The sequence below is a fragment of the Rhizobium sp. SRI_017 genome, assembly GCF_057586295.1.
The window spans coordinates 40,935-57,387 of the sequence record NZ_JBYCZP010000024.1 but is presented as its reverse complement, the minus strand read 5'-3'; the positions used below and the strand labels follow the sequence as shown (position 1 = coordinate 57,387).

12 protein-coding genes and 4 pseudogenes are annotated in these 16,453 nt (G+C 58.6%); 11 read left to right on the top strand and 5 right to left on the bottom strand.

What is annotated here, in order from left to right; genetic code table 11:
• Nucleotides 1-18: 18 nt before the first annotated feature.
• The 8 genes from AC2YI2_RS31785 (at nt 19) to AC2YI2_RS31750 (ending at nt 11,107) form a co-directional block, all read left to right on the top strand.
• Nucleotides 19-1,566 carry a trimethylamine methyltransferase family protein gene (locus AC2YI2_RS31785; protein WP_487390541.1) on the top strand — a complete coding sequence of 516 codons (1,548 nt, stop codon included), beginning with the start codon at nt 19-21 and terminating at the stop codon, nt 1,564-1,566.
• A gap of 121 nt (nt 1,567-1,687) precedes the next feature.
• Complete coding sequence (locus tag AC2YI2_RS31780) at nt 1,688-2,341, top strand: TetR/AcrR family transcriptional regulator (RefSeq protein ID WP_487390540.1); 654 nt, start codon at nt 1,688-1,690, stop codon at nt 2,339-2,341.
• 137 nt (nt 2,342-2,478) lie between these two features.
• Complete coding sequence (locus AC2YI2_RS31775) at nt 2,479-4,893, top strand: GcvT family protein (RefSeq protein WP_487390539.1); 2,415 nt, start codon at nt 2,479-2,481, stop codon at nt 4,891-4,893.
• Between the two features lie 121 nt (nt 4,894-5,014).
• Complete coding sequence (locus AC2YI2_RS31770; RefSeq protein WP_487390538.1) at nt 5,015-6,268, top strand: sarcosine oxidase subunit beta family protein; 1,254 nt, start codon at nt 5,015-5,017, stop codon at nt 6,266-6,268.
• A gap of 13 nt (nt 6,269-6,281) precedes the next feature.
• Nucleotides 6,282-6,551 (top strand): sarcosine oxidase subunit delta, encoded by a 270-nt coding sequence (locus AC2YI2_RS31765; protein ID WP_487390537.1) that lies wholly within the window; start codon nt 6,282-6,284, stop codon nt 6,549-6,551.
• Nucleotides 6,548-9,418, top strand: a complete 2,871-nt coding sequence (locus AC2YI2_RS31760) for a sarcosine oxidase subunit alpha family protein (RefSeq protein ID WP_487390536.1) — start codon at nt 6,548-6,550, stop codon at nt 9,416-9,418. Before AC2YI2_RS31765 ends, AC2YI2_RS31760 begins: the two co-directional genes overlap by 4 nt.
• Nucleotides 9,411-9,944, top strand: coding sequence for a hypothetical protein (locus tag AC2YI2_RS31755; protein WP_487390535.1), 534 nt, complete (start codon nt 9,411-9,413; stop codon nt 9,942-9,944). Before AC2YI2_RS31760 ends, AC2YI2_RS31755 begins: the two co-directional genes overlap by 8 nt.
• 77 nt (nt 9,945-10,021) lie before the next feature.
• The gene (locus AC2YI2_RS31750) at nt 10,022-11,107 is read left to right on the top strand and encodes a GlxA family transcriptional regulator (RefSeq protein WP_487390534.1); all 1,086 of its coding nucleotides are present in this window, start codon (nt 10,022-10,024) and stop codon (nt 11,105-11,107) included.
• Between the two features lie 343 nt (nt 11,108-11,450).
• Here AC2YI2_RS31750 and AC2YI2_RS31745 read toward each other — a convergent pair.
• From AC2YI2_RS31745 to AC2YI2_RS31730, 4 genes and pseudogenes are all read right to left on the bottom strand, one after another.
• Nucleotides 11,451-11,567: pseudogene (locus AC2YI2_RS31745) on the bottom strand (C-terminal helicase domain-containing protein); the annotation flags it as partial.
• Between the two features lie 61 nt (nt 11,568-11,628).
• Nucleotides 11,629-11,730: pseudogene (locus tag AC2YI2_RS31740) on the bottom strand (bifunctional methylenetetrahydrofolate dehydrogenase/methenyltetrahydrofolate cyclohydrolase); the annotation flags it as partial.
• Between the two features lie 50 nt (nt 11,731-11,780).
• Nucleotides 11,781-12,419 (bottom strand): SDR family NAD(P)-dependent oxidoreductase, encoded by a 639-nt coding sequence (locus tag AC2YI2_RS31735; protein WP_487390573.1) that lies wholly within the window; start codon nt 12,417-12,419, stop codon nt 11,781-11,783.
• Between the two features lie 212 nt (nt 12,420-12,631).
• On the bottom strand, nt 12,632-12,754 hold the full coding sequence (locus AC2YI2_RS31730) for an IS66 family transposase (RefSeq protein WP_487390533.1): 123 nt from the start codon (nt 12,752-12,754) through the stop codon (nt 12,632-12,634).
• Here AC2YI2_RS31730 and AC2YI2_RS31725 point away from each other — a divergent pair.
• Nucleotides 12,746-12,985: pseudogene (locus tag AC2YI2_RS31725) on the top strand (DDE-type integrase/transposase/recombinase); the annotation flags it as partial. The gene AC2YI2_RS31730 and the pseudogene AC2YI2_RS31725 sit on opposite strands and share 9 nt — an antisense overlap.
• Before the next feature lie 93 nt (nt 12,986-13,078).
• A pseudogene (locus tag AC2YI2_RS31720) lies at nt 13,079-13,302 on the top strand (transposase domain-containing protein); the annotation flags it as partial.
• A gap of 255 nt (nt 13,303-13,557) precedes the next feature.
• Here AC2YI2_RS31720 and AC2YI2_RS31715 read toward each other — a convergent pair.
• Entirely contained in the window at nt 13,558-14,541 is a 984-nt protein-coding gene (locus AC2YI2_RS31715) for an AraC family transcriptional regulator (protein ID WP_487390532.1), read from the bottom strand.
• 305 nt (nt 14,542-14,846) lie between these two features.
• Between AC2YI2_RS31715 and AC2YI2_RS31710 the strand changes: the two genes are divergently transcribed.
• Entirely contained in the window at nt 14,847-16,415 is a 1,569-nt protein-coding gene (locus AC2YI2_RS31710) for an ABC transporter substrate-binding protein (RefSeq protein WP_487390531.1), read from the top strand.
• The last annotated feature ends 38 nt before the right edge of the window (nt 16,416-16,453 follow it).

Genomic DNA, 16,453 nt, shown 5'->3' with positions numbered 1-16,453 from the left:
CGGGCCAAGGAGAATGACATGGAAGAAGGCAACCAGGCGGCCCGGGTGAAGCGTGGCGGAAGGGGAGCGGCAGGACGAGCGGCGTCGGTACGTGCCGTCGACTACGGTCATCTTCGAAATCGCTACGCGCCGCAGACAGTGTTTTCAGACGACGAAGTGGCCTCCATACACGATACGGCGCTTCGTGTGCTGGAGGAGCTCGGGGTCAAGGTTCTCCTGCCCGAGGCGCGTGAAATCTTCGCTCGCGCGGGCGCCGCGGTGGACGAGGAAACGCTGATGGTCCGGGTCGGCCGAGACATCGTCACGGCCGCGCTTTCGACCGCCCCCAAGAAAATCCACGCGAAGGGTGGCTCGTCGGCGCGACATATCGATTTCGAACTCGGCAACATGATGTTCGTCGCTGGCTGCGGCGCTCCCAATGTGACCGATCTCGACAGGGGCAGGCGCGCGGGTGCGCTGGCGGACTTCGAAAATCTCACCAAGCTGACGCAGGCATTCGATGTCCTGCACGCCCTCGCTCCATTCGTCGAGCCGCAGGATGTGGATCTGAGATTTCGGCACTACGCCACAGGAAGGGCGGAGTTGGTGCTTTCGGACAAGCTTCCTTTCATCTTCTCGCGGGGCACCAAGCAAGTCGAGCAATCGTTCGAAATGGTGAAGCTCGCTCGGGGAATCGACGACGCGACTTTCGCCGCCGATCCCCACTGCTTTACGATCATCAACACAAACTCTCCCCGCCAACTCGACATTCCGATGGCCAGAGGCATCATCGACTTCGCCCGCCACAGGCAGATGTCGATTATCACCCCCTTTTGCCTCGCTGGAGCGATGGCCCCGATCAGCGTCGCCGGAGCGCTGACGCTCCAGCACGCAGAGGCGATGCTCGGCATCACGCTCTCACAGCTCGTCAGTCCCGGCGCGCCCGTAGTTTACGGAAGCTTTTCGTCGAACGTGGACATGAAGTCCGGCGCGCCCGCCTTCGGCACACCAGAGCACGTCAAGGCGACGCAAGGCGCGGGACAACTCGCCCGCCTCCTCGGTCTGCCCTGGCGTTCAGGCGGGGGCTCCGCGGCCAACGTCAACGATGCGCAAGCCGCGCACGAAACCCAGTTCGCACTATGGGGATCAGTCCTGGCGGGCGCGACGGTCTGCGTACACGCCGCGGGCTGGATGGAAGGCGGTCTGTCCGTGTCGATGGAGAAATTGATCACGGATATCGAGGCGCTGCAGACCTTCGCCGAACTGTTCCAACCCGTCAACGCGACTGTCGCGGAGATGGCGTTCGAGGCCATAGCGGACGTCCAGCCCGGCGGCCACTTCTTCGCGACCCAGCATACGATGGATAGGTACCGGACCGCGTTCTACAATCCGCTTGTCGCCGACCTTTCGAATTTCGGGACGTGGACCGAAAACGGTTCCAAGACCGCGACGGAGCGCGCCAACGGCATTTGGAAGCGCAAGATCGAGGAGCTCGAACCGATCGACAGGCAGGGAGAGATCGCGGAACTCCTTGATCGCTATATCTCGAAAGCCAAAGCCGACGGGGGCGCTGAACCAGAAAGCTGATGAGGCATCTCCTATTTTAGTAGACACTTGTGTCCACTTTTGGTGACGATTTTTTGCATTTTCGCGGGTGGCGTGTTACGTCCTGCGGGGAAATTGTCACAATGCAGGAATGGAGCGCGGATTGCCCAGAGTCGCAGCAGTAAAGAAGGCCGACGCGACGGAGAGCGGCGGCCGTTGGGGCAAAGAGGATTGGGTTAACCTCGCGATCGACGCGCTCGTATCCGAGGGGATCGACCAAGTCAAAGTGCAGGTCATGGCGAAGAAGCTCGGAGTATCGCGATCGAGCTTCTATTTCTTTTTCGACAGCATCCAGGCTCTCCAGGAAGAGCTGCTGCAAACGTGGCTCAAGCGCAACACGGGTTCGATCATCGAGCGCGCGATGCGTCCTGCGCCGACCATCACGAAAGCCGTCCTCAACGTCTTCGAATGCTGGGTCGACCAATCCTTGTTCGACCCCCGCCTCGACAACGCGGTGCGCTACTGGGCACGCCGCGACGCGCATGTGCGAGACGTCGTGGAGCAGGCCGACGACCAGCGGGTGTCGGCGCTCACCAGGATGTTCACGCGTTACGGATACGTTGAGGAAGAAGCTTTGACCAGGGCGAGAGTCCTGTACTTCATGCAGATCGGCCACTACGCGCTGGAACATCGTGAAAGCCTCGCCTCGCGTCTCACGCATGTCAGGTCTTATTTGCTCACCTTTACCGGCGTCGAACCGGCGGCCACTGAAGTGGAGGGCTTTGTCCGGTTCAGCAACTCGTTCGCCGACGGCTGAATTCGAATTCCTCGTCCACAGGTGGCTAGCCCTGCGGAACACTCTGTTTCGGAAATTGCCGGACCCTGATATTTTTAATAGACACAAGTGTCTACTAATGTTACCAACGCTCCTACGAAACCGTCGGAGAGGGCGCTGTGAAATCTCATTATCGTGTCGTAATCATCGGCGGCGGCGTGGTCGGCGCGTCCATCGCCTACCATCTCACCAAGCTTGGCTGGACTGATGTGGCGATCCTCGAACGAGAGGTGCTGACAGCAGGCTCCAGCTGGCATGCCGCGGGCGGCTTCCACGCGCTCAACGCCGATCCGAACATCGCGGCATTGCAAGCCTACACGATCGACTTGCTTTCCGAAATCGAGCGGGAGTCGGGACAAAGCGTCGGCATGCATATGACGGGCGGCGTCAGTGTCGCCTGCGCTCCCGAACGTTGGGAATGGCTCCAGGCGTCCTACCGGGTCTTTCAGACGATGGGCATCAACGACGTCGAGCTGATTGGCGTAGAAGAGATTAAGAAGCGCGTTCCCATCATCAATACTGACGGCATCCTCGGTGGCATGTGGACCGATCGCGAGGGCTACATCGACCCTTCGGGCGTCGTCCACGCATATGCCAAGTGCGCGAAGCTGCGCGGCGCCGACATCATCGAGCACAACCGGGTGCTCGAACTCAAACACCAGCCAGACGGGACTTGGAAGGTCGTCACGGAAAAGGGCACCATCAAGGCCGACCATGTCGTGAACGCGGGCGGGCTCTGGGCGAAGCAATGCGGCCTCATGGCGGGGGTCGATCTCCCTGTTACTCCGATGGAGCATCATTACCTCGTCACCGAGGCCATCCCTGAAGTGGCTGCGCTCGGCAAGGAACTCCCGCTGGTGGTCGATCTCGAAGGTTTCACGTATCTCCGTCAGGAACAGAAGGGCATCCTCCTCGGCATCTACGAGCGTAATTACCAACATTGGAACATGGACGGCGCTCCCTGGGACTACGGGATCGAGCTTATCCAGGAAAACACGGATCGCATTGCCGACGAACTCGTCATGGGTTTCAACCGCTATCCGGTACTGGAGACCGCGGGCATCAAGCGCTGGGTCAACGGCGCGTTCACTTTCTCGCCCGACGGAAATCCGATCGTCGGTCCGGTCCGCGGCGTTCAGAACTACTGGGTCGCGTGCGGTGTCATGGCGGGCTTCCTGCAAGGTGGCGGCGTCGGCAAGTCGCTGGCGGAATGGATGGTCCACGGCGAACCCGAGGCGGACATCTTCGGCATGGACATCGCCCGCTATGGCGAGTTCATGTCCAATCGCGAATACATCCGCCAGACGACCGGACAGTTCTACTCGCGTCGCTTCGTCATGTCCTATCCGAACGAGCAGCTCCCCGCGGGCCGTCCGTTGAAGACCGCTCCCGCCCACGAGCCCATGTCCACAGCCGGCGCTCGCTGGGGGGTGAACTGGGGACTCGAGACACCGCTCTATTTCGCCGAGCCCGATTTCGTCGAACACAACACGCTGAAGCGCTCCAACACTTTTGACATCGTGGCGAAAGAGGCCAAGACCGTCCGCGAGAGCGTCGGGCTCCTCGACACCACGGCGTTCTCCCGCTATCTCGTCACCGGACCACAAGCCGAGAAGTGGCTGGACAAGGTCTTGGCCTGCAAGCTGCCGAAGCCGGGAAGGGCGAAGTTGGCCCCGATGCTCGGCAATGACGGCCGGCTCAAGGGCGATCTGACCGTGTTCAATTGGGGCGATGGGACCTGGTGGATCATGGGCTCCTATTATCTGCGCCAGTGGCACATGCGCTGGTTCGAAGGCCTGCTCACCGACGGGGTCCAAGTCTCGGACATCTCCGACGCGACGGTCGGCTTCAGTCTCTCGGGTCCGAAATCCCGCGAAGTCCTCGAAAAGCTCACCCATGCCGACGTGTCGAACTCGGCGTTCCCGATCTTCGCCTGCAGACCGCTCGACATCGGCCTTCTTCGCGTCAAGGCGGCGCGGTTGTCGATCTCTGGCGAACTCGGCTACGAGCTCAATTGCTCCGCGGCCGAACATGCCACTCTGCGCCGGATGCTGCTCGACGCCGGCAAGGACCTCGGCATTACGGAACTCGGATTCAACGCTGTCCTCTCGTTGAGACTGGAGAAAAGTTTCGGCATCTGGAGCCGGGAATTCACTCAGGCCTATACGGCAGGGATGACGGGCATGGACCGCTTCGTTGACTTCGACAAGGCCGATTTCATCGGGAAGAAGGCGGCGCTGGCTGAGCGAGAGGGTCGGACGACGGCTCGGGTACTGACGACCATCGAAGTCGAAGCGACCGATGCGGATGCCAGCGGGTATGAACCCATCTGGCGTGACGGCAAGCTCGTCGGCTACGTAACGTCAGGCGGCTACGGCCACACGCTCGGGAAGAGCCTCGCGATAGCGCTTCTTGACGTCGATGCTACCACGGAAGGCACGCCGCTTACCGTGCACATCGTCGGCCAGGAGCGCGGCGCGAAGGTTCTCGCTGCTTCGCCCTATGACCCTTCCGGCAAGGCGATGCGCGGCTGACGTCGCACCCTGTCAGGCGGCGGTGTGTAACCGCCGCCCGTCCCCGACATTCGGGACCAGAAGTACTGAAAAGTACCGCCACTCTTAAATTCGCTTCGGGAACTCGACCGGGAGGCAATCCGTGACACGTCACTATTCTGCGCTGTCCCTCTTCAAAGAAGGGCTCAACAACCAGAAGGGGTGGGCAAAGGCGTGGCGTGATCCCCAGCCGAAAAGCCGCTACGATGCGATCGTGATCGGCGGCGGTGGTCACGGTCTTGCCACAGCCTACTACTTGGCCAAGAACCACGGCGTCACCAACGTTGCGGTGATCGAAAAGGGCTGGCTTGGCGGTGGAAACACGGGGCGCAACACGACGGTCGTGCGCTCGAATTACTTCTTTCCCGAGAGCGTCGCGCTCTACGAGATGTCGCTGAAGCTTTACGAGAAACTCGGCAAAGACCTGAACTACAACGTCATGCTGTCGCAGCGCGGCATGCTGGTCCTGGCACACAGTCTGATGGAGATGGAGACGTCGGCACGCACGGTCAATGCGATGCAGATCAACGGGGTCGACGCGGAGCTTTTCAGCGTTGACGATGTGCGGCGGGTTGCGCCTCTCCTGAATTTCGAACCAAGCGCGCGTTACCCGATCTACGGGGGCGTTTGGCAGGGCAGGGGCGGGACCGCCCGCCATGACGCCGTAGCCTGGGGATATGCCCGCGCGGCGGACCGTTTCGGCGTGGACATAATCCAAAACTGCGAAGTGAAGGATTTCATTGTCGAAGGCGGCAGATGCAGGGGTGTCAGGACCTCGCATGGGAACATCCGTTCCGACCGGGTTGGGATGGCGGTCGCGGGGCATTCCTCTCAAATGGCCGAGAAGGCAGGTTTCCGGTTGCCGATCACATCCTATGCCCTCCAGGCATGCGTCTCCGAGCCTATAAAACCCGCGCTCGACACCGTTGTCCTGTCCCCCGGTGCGGGGACCTATGTCAGCCAATCGGACAAAGGTGAAATGGTGATAGGCGGCGGCCTCGACCGGGTTCCGTCCTATGGACAGCGCGGCAACCTTCCGACGCTCGAAGTCGTGGTCTCTGGCCTCCTTGAAATGTTCCCGAGCTTTCGCCAGCTGCGAATGATGCGTCAATGGGCGGGAATCGTCGACGTCACGCCCGACTCGTCGCCCGTCATCGGCGAGAGTCCGTTGCCCGGCCTCTTCCTCGATTGCGGCTGGGGAACCGGAGGCTTCAAAGCCATACCAGCGGGTGGGACACTGCTCGCCCATCTCCTTGCGACTGGACAGCATCACGACGTCAGCCGCCCGTTCGATCTCGACCGCTTCTCCACGGGTCGCCTCATCGACGAGGCCGCCGGCTCCGGCATCGCACACTGAAGGGAAAACGAAGATGCAATTGATCCCTTGTCCATACTGCGGTCCCCGCTCGGAAGCAGAGTTCCATTTCGGCGGCGATCTTGGCAACCTGCGCCCCGAAGGCCACGCATCTGTGACGGACGGCGAATGGTCCGGCTACCTCCATCTCCGCAACAACACGAAGGGTCCCACCTCCGAGGTGTGGATGCATCTAACCTGCGGCGAACTCTTCAGGCTCGACCGCAACACGGTCGACCACAAGATTGACGGCTCTTCATTTTTCGATGGAGGTCATGGCCAATGAGTTCGTGGCGCACCAAAGGCGGGACGGCGATCGATCGTTCGATCCGGCAAGATTTCACCTTCGATGGCGCGGTGGTCTCCGCGTTCAAGGGCGACACGATCGCGTCAGCATTCCTGGCCAACGACATTTCGGTCGTCGGCCGCAGCTTCAAATATCATCGTCCCCGCGGTGTCTGGGGCGCTGGTGTTGAAGAACCAAACGCGTTGGTCGACATCTCGGGGGGGCATTATCTGCCTAACAGCCGCGCTACAACGGAAGTCGTACAACACGGCATGACGGTGAGAAGCGTCAACAACAGACCCACGGCTCGCGACGACCGTAACGCCTTCATCGACCGTTTCTCCCGATTCATTCCCGCAGCCTTCTACTACAAGACCTTTATGTTTCCGGACTGGCATATGTTCGAGCCGCGAATCCGTGAAATGGCGGGGCTTGGCGTGCTCAAGGCCGACGGCACAGCGCCGCCAGCCGCCGACCAGATAAATCACGATTGCGATATCCTCGTGGTCGGCGGCGGCGCGGCAGGACTAGCGACCGCTCTCATCGCGGCCGAACGCGGCAAGCGTGTCGTGATCTGCGAACAAGCCGACAGCTTCGGTGGCGCCATGCTCTATCGTTCGATGTCGGTCGCGGGCAAGCCCGCCGCAACGTGGGTCGAGCACGCCCTTTTGCGACTCCGCGAACTGGGCGCTGTCTTATTGCCGCGAACGACGGCCTTCGGCATCTACGACCATCTCCTTGTTGCACTCAACGAGCGTTTAGAGGACGGAGCCTCACGCTTATGGAGGGTCCGCCCCGGAAACGTAGTGCTCGCAACAGGGGCGATCGAGAGACCGCTTCCATTCGCAAACAACGATCTCCCCGGGATCATGTCGGCTGATGCGGCTCTGGTCTATCTCAAGCGCTACGGGGTGGTGTCCGGGCGGGAGATCGTGGTCGCGACGAACAATGGATCGGCCTATGAAACCGCCAGGGCGCTCTCTGCGGCCGGGGCGAAGGTGACACTCGTTGACTACAGGCCGGAATCGGGATCGCAACCTTCGGACATCGACGTGATCCATGGTCGGACGATCACCGCCGCTCGAGGCCGAAATCGCGTCGATGGCGTACAACTCGATGACGGCAGACGACTTCCCGCCGACTGCGTGTTGGTGTCGGGCGGGTTCAGCCCGACGGTGCATCTTTTCTGCCAAGCGCAAGGAAAGCTCACATGGCGTGACGACAAACTGGCGTTCGTGCCCGGCAAGGCTGTATCCGGCGTGTCGGTGGTGGGCGCCGCGGCGGGTGCGTTTTCGGCTTCGGAATTGTCCGATGGACTGGTGGAATTGCTCTCTCGGCTCGGACTGCAGCCCGATGACTTCGCCAGGTTCTCCGACGACGACGACGGCAGGCCCGCAGTCGCCGCATGGCCGAAGCCCAAGACAAAGGGCCGTGTCTGGATAGACTTGCAGAACGACGTTACCGCCAAGGACGTGGAGCTTGCTGCGCGAGAGAACTATATATCGGTGGAACACCTCAAGCGTTACACCACCTTGGGCATGGCGACCGACCAGGGCAAGACCTCTAACCTTGCCGGGCTTGCGCTGATGGCGGAGATCACCGGGCGACGGATACCCGAGGTCGGGACCACGACGTATCGGCCGCCGTTCACCCCTGTGCCGTTCCAAGCCTTGGCGGGACATCGTTCCGGAACGCTCATGAACCCGGTTCGACGTTCGCCGCTTGAGTCCTCTCATCGCGTCGACGGCGCGGTCTTTCAGGAATACGGCGGATGGCTGCGTCCGGCGTATTACGGTGGTGGCGAGGCCCAGGAAGAAGTGACAAGGGAGATAAACGCCGCCCGGAAGTCAGTCGCCTTGTTCGACGGCACCCCATTGGGAAAGATCGAGATTATTGGGCCGCAGGCGGCCGAGTTTCTCGACTTCATCTATTACAACACCGTCTCGAACCTAAAGCCTGGCAAATGCCGCTACGGATTCATTCTGGCTGAATCGGGTATCGTCTACGATGACGGTGTCCTGGTTCGGATCGACGACAACCGTTTCATCGTCTCTTGCTCGTCGTCGCATGTGGCCGGCATGTACGCCCTTCTTGAGGAATGGCGGCAGGACCGCTTTGATCGAAAAAAGGTTTTCATCCACAACGCCACAGCGGAGAGCGCCACGCTGACCGTCAGCGGTCCAAATTCGCGGGCCTTGTTGCATGCCGCCGGAGTGAACGCCGATCTTGGCGACGAGGCGCTACCCCACATGTCGACGACCACCGGAATGTTTGCCGGGATTGCCGTCCGGGTGAGCCGCGTCAGCTTTACGGGTGATCGCTCCTATGAACTATCGGTTCCCGCGTTAGAGGCGGAGACTCTGTGGGGCTTGTTAAGGGAAGCTGGCAGGACATTCGATGCCGTCCTCCTGGGCATGGAGGCGCTCCTCGTGATGAGGGCCGAGAAGGGTTTTATCGTGATCGGCAAGGACAGTGACGGCATGAGCCGTCCCATGGACTTCGGCCTCACCGCGCCGTTGGAAAAGAAGAAGGTCGAATTCATAGGACGCAGGTCCTTGCTGGCCAAAGAGGCGCAGCGCTCGGATCGGCAGCAGTTCGTCGGGCTGGAAGTCACGGACGGCGGACCGCCGTTGGCCACCGGGGCGCATGGCATCGAACGCACGGCCGGGCGGACCAGTAGTCTGGGCTATGTCACGTCGAGCTACTTCAGCCCCACCCTCGGTCGGCCCATAGCGCTTGGCCTTATCGAAAAGGGAATGAGCCGCCATGGCGAAACGATCGAGGTGCAGCATCTCGGCACGATACGCTCGGCGCGCATCGTTCATCCCTGCGCCTTCGACCCGGACGGAGGACGTCTAAATGCTTAACCATGGACGCAAGTGGCCGGAGCCACCCAACTGGAATACCACGAAGCTTGAAAACGAGGCAGTGTCGCTCAGGTCGATCGCCGGACTACCGCAGTTCCTTGTAAGCGGCGATCTGAGCGCTTTTCTGATCAGGCACAGCCTTCCGCGCCCTTTGGGACTTCTCGGTGTTGCTACAGGTGACAGATTTGCGCTCTCCATGTCACGCGATAGCTTGATCGTTGTTGGAATTGGCGACGACGAGATCACCCCTGGCTGGGACGAGGCGGGTTACGCGGTCACCAGGATGTCCTCCGCGCTCCACGTCTTCGAACTGAGCGGCTCTCGAGCCGATGGGTTGATTGCCCGGGCGTGCGTACTCGATTGGCGGACACCAGGACCTTGCTCCGCCATCCAGTTCGCTGGGGTCACGACCAGCCTCTACCGACTCGAAGACGGCGCTTTCCGGCTGCATGCCGATCGCGGCCTTGCCCCATATCTGTGGTCTTGGATCAACGACCAAGGGATCGTCCGCGAGGCCTCCTCGTAGCGGTGCTCCCGTTCGCGATCGTCGAGTCGAATGCGTGACGCAATTGAAGCCCCTTTCACTGGTTTGGAGGAACGAGAATGCATGAGCCTTTTATCCGCCGCCACTTCAATGTCTTTGTCACGGAAGGTTTTTCGACACTCGCATTCTCGTCGATCGTCGGTGCCATCAACTCCGCGAACCGGGAGGTGGGGAACGTCGTCTACACTTGGGAGGCGGTGTCGATCCAGGGCGGGGCTGTTTGTTCGGACACGCAGGCGCAAATCAACTGTCGTCGCGGCGACCAAGGCGAGCCGGAGGGAATGCGGGTCGGTCAATCCCGAATGACGGTGTTGCTGTTGGGGAGCTGCTCAGTCGAGGACCGTCAGAAACTGGTCGCTATGATCCGTGAGGGATTGACCCGCGGGACAAAGGTTTTCTCCATTGGCGAGGCGACCATGTTGCTGGCGGAAACTGGTTTGTTGGCAGGGCGGCGATGTGCCGTACACTGGAGGGATTTCGGGGTTGCGATCGAACAATTCCCCAATGTTCACTTCACGCGGGCGTTTTTCGAGATCGACGGGCCGTTTCATTCCTGTCCAGGCGAGCTGGCCGCGTTCGACCTCATGCTTCGGATCGTACAAGCGGATTACGGGAGGGATGTCTCCGAACAAGTCGGCGTGCATGCGCTGCACGGTACACCGCGAGGGGAGGCGGATAGACAGAAGGTCCCCAACTACGTCAAGCTCGAGCGCACAGGATCACCGTTGCTCTTCGTCGTCGACATGATGGAGGAGAACATATCCGATCCTGTCGACATGAAAACCCTGATCAAGAAGGCGTCAATCTCAAGGAGGCAGGTCGAGAGGTTGTTCGAGCGCCAGATGGGGATGTCGCCCAAGCGGTATTATCTGAAGCTCCGGCTGGACAGAGCGAAGGATTTGCTCACCCATTCCTCAATGCCTATCGTTGACGTGGCGATCGCGACAGGCTTCGTTTCGGCATCCCACTTTTCCAAGACTTTCAGGACGTTCTTTGGCGCGTCGCCGACCGAGTCCCGTCGAGACGACGTCCCGGTGTTGTCTTCCAACGTCGCATACGGGCACTACTCAACAAACGACAACGAGGAGCGAGATTGGTCACGTGCTCAGCGTGGGCGGTCACTAGCGGGATACGTTCCTGCGTAGATATTGCTCTACAATATGCCTGCCTCGGGTTTGTCAGTCCGCTTTGCAAATGCATCAAATGTTCCAAAGAGTGCCGGTCTACGGCTTTTGCTGAGTGAGTGAGTAGAAAAAGTTGCAAGCCTTCAAGCGACTTGACGAATGGCTGCAGAAAGTGGGTGTTGCTGACCCAGAAACGGCCTTCTGTTGCTCTTGTTTTCAGAAAAAGCAACAGTCGATGTCTAGCGAAAGCTACACGTCGACTGTTGTTTTTTTGTTTCGAACCGATCTGTGTGCCGCGTTTCTCCGCTCGGGGAATTGCGCGTACAGCGTTGTCGAAGTCATCCCTGCTGCCGACGAAGACCACGACTTCCTCGGCCCGGGTGAGGGCCGTGCAGATTAAGGTCCGATCCAGGAATTTCGACGCCGTGATTGGGAGATTCACCCGCTTGAAACTTGAGCCCTGCGCCTTGTGGACGGTCACCGTCCAGCCGTAGGTGAATTTGTCGGTGTCGTCCCAACCGATCTCGGATTATGTCGGCGGAATCCGCGTTCAGCCTAGCGACCAGAGCTGCCAGGTCTTGCTGGGTTGTGTCAGAGGGGAGGGTGTACTGCTTGGACTCGAAACCACACTCCTTTGCCGTCCTGCTCCTCGCGGTGAAGTATGTATGAACGTATAGTTCAAGGGCAGACTGAATCAAGTATAACTCATCTGGACCTTACGCTCCTGCAGCACATTGCCGCCATCAACGACGAGCATAGCGCCATTGATGTAGCTCGCTTCGGCAGAGGCCAAGAAAGCGGCGGCGGCGGCGACTTCATCCGGTGTTCCGGTCCGTCCCGGAGGCGTGTGCAGGGCCGCGATCCGCTCGTCCTCGGTCGACGAGCCGGTTTCGATCCAGCCCGGTGCGATAGCATTGACCGTTACCCCGCACGGTGCCGCTTCAAGCGCCACGGCATGAGTGAGCCCCACCATGCCTGCCTTTGCCGCCGAATACGCAGCTTCGCCAGGGTTGGACACCAGCGGGCCCGTGACAGAAGCGATATTCACGATGTGTCCGCGCCTATTCTCAATCATCGACCCCAGAAAAGCGCGTGTGACCAGAAAGGCTGTCTTGAGGGTAACATCTATTCCGACATCCCAGTCTGCCTCGCTCAGCGCTAGGAATTCGCGCTGCACGGTAGGCACTGCCGTCGACCCCATCCCCGCATTGTTGATCAGAACGTCGACCGGCCCCACAAGGTCTCGCAGACGCATGACCTCATCGGCCTTGGTGAGATCAGCGACATGCGAGGTGACGGCATAGCCCTGGTCCCGCAATTCCTGAGCCCGCAGATGAATGCGTTCGCTGGCACCGGTGATGCAAACGGCGAGCCCTTCCGTGCAAGATTGCGGGCGATTGCAAAGCCGATGCCGTCGGCCCCTCCCGCCCTGTCACCAGAGCCGTGCGGAACTCGCCATTGTTCTCAGAGACTGTCATGTAATAAAATCCTTCTTGTCGTTCGCGTGATCGTATGACGCCGCCGCATGGGCAAACTCTTCGTCTGTTACCTCAGCGGAAAAAAGGGCGTGTGATACGCTTCATAGCCATCGACCTGCAGGATGCCGGAGAAGCCTAGCAATATCCGTTCAGCAGGAGTGCCTCCGCGACCATGCGCGGTGTCGAGCATCGTTCCCACAATGGGTTGAACAATCGGGCAGAGAATTCTCACCAACCAATCCGGCGGCGATAGCGGATCATGAAGCGATTCAAGGCATCGCGACATCTACAACGTTTCGTCTCTATCCATGACCCGATTGCCAACCTATTCCACATCCCGCGCCACGACATCGCCTCCAACCATCATCGCGAACTGCCTTCGGGGGCGATGAACCTGTGGACGAAAATTGCCAGAGCATGACCGGCGAACTCGGCTGGCGCCATGGTTTGCCCTAGTTGCGTTTAAGTTTGAGATGCCGTCGCTATCGCCAGACGGTGTCTATTCACCGCTTGCATCAGAATCTTCGCAACCGGCAGAAAATCTTGGCTGGTCAGCGACACCGTGGACGGAGCCAGGGCCAGTGCCGTCGCCTGCAGCCTGATGCTGACCTGCCGCGCCTGCGGCATCGAACCCTAGCCTACTTGCGCCACGTCCTCACGGAGCTACCACAGCGCGGGAATGCCGCCGACATCAGCGACCTGCTGCCCTTCAACTTCGCCAAAACCAACGCTGGTTGATCACAAACGACCATAGGACAAGCTCATCCAGTCAAGCCGACCGCGTCAAGGCTCATGAAAAGGAGCGCTTACAACGCTCGAGGCTGATTCACGGTGTCGCTCATAGGATTCCCCGTATAACTCATGCGAATAATGCCCTCTCGGCACACTTAAAGATACGTGGGGTGGCCTATGTGCTTACCTTCAAATGCTCACGTCGGCATTTTTGCCCGCTCAATTCTGCGCGGAACCAAGATGGGTTGATGGATTGTATCATCATATCCTGGAGCGACATTCACTGGGTGTCATGCCAAAATGTTGCTTGTATCGGGTGGACAAGTGGGATTGGCTACAAAAACCGCACGCATAGGCAATGTCCGCGATTGGCAGAAGCGACTTACTTTTGACCGAACCTTCCCGCAACATTCTATCGGCTTCACGAAGCCTGAGCCCAAGCAGCTCTCGTCCAAACGTAGTCCCGTTAATATGAAAAACTTTATGAACATAACGAACCGAGACTCGTAGCGAGGCTGCAGCATCGTCCGGCGATAGATCAGGGTCGTGGAAATGACAGGAGAGAAACGCCGACAGCCGCTGCAAGGTGACGTCGGACAATGCCGCCGTGGTGTTTTCGTGAATGTCTTCCAGGGAATGAGTTTCCACCATCAGGCATATGAGATCGAGAATATTGGCCTCGACGCGCTTAAGAACATCGAAATCGGAGGACGACGCCAAGCGGAAAGTCTGCAAAGCCAGCTGGGAAACAATCGGAACCAAACCGACATTCGCGATATTCCGACGTGCGTAGATCATGTCCAGAGAGGGAATTCTCTCGCGCATATAACTTGCCGGCGCCTTGATCGTTACATTGTGGGAATTGTCATGTATGTGCGTCGTGTAGTCCTCTGACGATGTCAAAACATACATTTCTCCAGGCCCCGCTTCGCATTCCAGGCCCATTTGGCTGAACTTTTCCCGCCTACGGGTAGGGAAAATGAAGACGACCTCCTCGTCACAAACGTTGAATTTGCGGCGAACGGTCCGACACGCTTCAGCAGAAAACTTGGATATCCCGATTGTCGAAAGCTGTAATGCAGTGAGATTGCCTTTGAAAGAGCTGGGGTCGGCCGGCGAACACTGCAGAGGATAATATACCTCCGACATGTAGTCACACCAACGCTGAACTCCTCGCCCATGCTCGGATTTTTCAATTGCAAATTTCGTCGTGATTAGAGGTAGCACCAGCAAGGCTCCGATCAAGCGATATATCATAAACCGATTGGCCTGCCAGTCAAGGATAGCGTCAACCTGGGCTTTAGTTACGGAGAATGTTCGGAACTGACTGTGCATTCTAGGAAAAATGGTTGTTCACTCTGGTGATATACGCAGGCACCCCAACCTTTTAACGTCGTTGAACCCGAGTAGCCGAAAGCGGTCTTGCGCGACAAACCATAAGCATGAACGGGCTGGCTGACATTTTGTTTTGACGCGAGTTACGAACAGTAATTCACGCCATTTCAGATTGTTAGCAGGGTGCGTTAACCAATAGCAAAAAGGGGAATGGAATGTCTGACACAAAGAACTCACCTATCACCGGAATTTCAAGGCGCGATTTTGGTCGCGCTGCATTAATCGGAGGGGCGGGCCTTGCATTTGGCGCTTCTCTAGGGTTTTCAGCGCATGCTGAAACCGTAAAGCCGAAGCGCGGCGGCAATCTTCGCGTCGCAATGCTGGGTGGGTCTTCGACCGAGCATCTCGATCCTCATAAAGGTACCGTGCAGCCTGACTTCGCCCGCGCACTTGGCCTCTACGAGCCTCTCGTGGAGATGCAGCCTGATGCGAGCATCCAGAACGCGCTGGCTGAGTCGCTCGAACCAAATGCCGATGCCACCGAATGGACCATCAAGCTACGAAAGGGCGTGAAGTTCCACGATGGACGAACGTTGTCAGCCAAGGACGTTGCCTTTACGTTCCGACGGATTGTCGATCCAAAGGCTCCGTTGAGCGGATCCGTCACGTTGGGGGCACTCGATGTCGACAACATTAAGATCGTTGACGATCTGACGCTCAAAGTTCCGATGAAAGTGCCGTTTGCGGTGTTTCCGGAAGCCATTTGCTCTGCGGTCTATTACGCTATCGTTCCAGAAGGTTTCGACGCCAACAATCCCGTTGGAACCGGGCCATTCAAGTTCCAGAGCTTTACCCCTGGCCAACAAAGCGTATTTGTTAGATTCGATGAATATTGGCGCGACGTCGGAGCACATCTCGATACACTGACAATCACTTCCTTTGTCTCTGACGTTGCCGCATTCAATGCACTGCAAAGTGGACAGATGGACGCTTTGGCCGCCGCTCCGCTGTCTCTGACCCGCCAGGTCGGAACAGGTGGAGCAATTAAAGCTCTTGTTTCTGAGCCGGGGATGTTCACGCCATTCTCCATGAGAGTGGATCAACCGCCCTTCAACAAACCGGAGGTACGAAAAGCTTTCCGACTTTTGGTCGACCGTGAGCAGATGATCAAGATCGCGCTCAGCGGATATGGTGAAGTTGGCAATGACGTGTTCTCTCTCTGGGACCCACTCTACGACACTTCCCTGAAGAGAGAGCGCGATGTCGATCAGGCAAAATTTCTCCTCAAAAAGGCCGGAGAAGAAAATCTAAATATTGAGCTCGTCACATCTGACTTTGCCATCGGCGCTCCGCAGATGGCGCAGGTCTTTGCAAGACAGGCCAAAGACGTCGGCGTCGCGGTCTCTGTACGTCAGGTCACAACGGATGTATTCTTCGGAGACCAATACAAGAAGTGGGTATTCGCACAGGATTATTGGCTTCACACGCCATATCTACCACTGGTTGCTGAGTGCCTTATGCCAGGTGCTGCTTACAACGTTACGAGTTGGGGCAACGAGAATTACACAAAGCTCTACAATCAGGCAATCGGTGCGACCGACATCGGCAAGCGCAAGGAGATCGCGCACGATATGATGAAAATCGACTTCGAAGAAGGCGGCTATATCATTCCATCGTTCAACCAAGGGGTCGATCTTCTCGCGAAGAATGTAGAGGGACTGACGCCGGCCCGTACCGGATATGCTATGGGTCACTTTGCTTGGAAGTCGGTCTGGCTCTCATAACGCAAATCGCCGATTTCCAGTGTCCCCCTGGGTTTTAC

Excerpts from the sequence above, each read along its gene's own strand:
- AC2YI2_RS31785 (WP_487390541.1), top strand. The coding sequence starts at position 19 with ATGGAAGAAGGCAACCAGGCGGCCCGGGTGAAGCGTGGCGGAAGGGGA.
- AC2YI2_RS31765 (WP_487390537.1), top strand. The coding sequence starts at position 6,282 with ATGCAATTGATCCCTTGTCCATACTGCGGTCCCCGCTCGGAAGCAGAG.
- AC2YI2_RS31760 (WP_487390536.1), top strand. The coding sequence starts at position 6,548 with ATGAGTTCGTGGCGCACCAAAGGCGGGACGGCGATCGATCGTTCGATC.
- AC2YI2_RS31755 (WP_487390535.1), top strand. The coding sequence starts at position 9,411 with ATGCTTAACCATGGACGCAAGTGGCCGGAGCCACCCAACTGGAATACC.
- AC2YI2_RS31750 (WP_487390534.1), top strand. The coding sequence starts at position 10,022 with ATGCATGAGCCTTTTATCCGCCGCCACTTCAATGTCTTTGTCACGGAA.
- AC2YI2_RS31730 (WP_487390533.1), bottom strand. The coding sequence starts at position 12,754 with ATGCTCGACACCGCGCATGGTCGCGGAGGCACTCCTGCTGAACGGATA.
- AC2YI2_RS31710 (WP_487390531.1), top strand. The coding sequence starts at position 14,847 with ATGTCTGACACAAAGAACTCACCTATCACCGGAATTTCAAGGCGCGAT.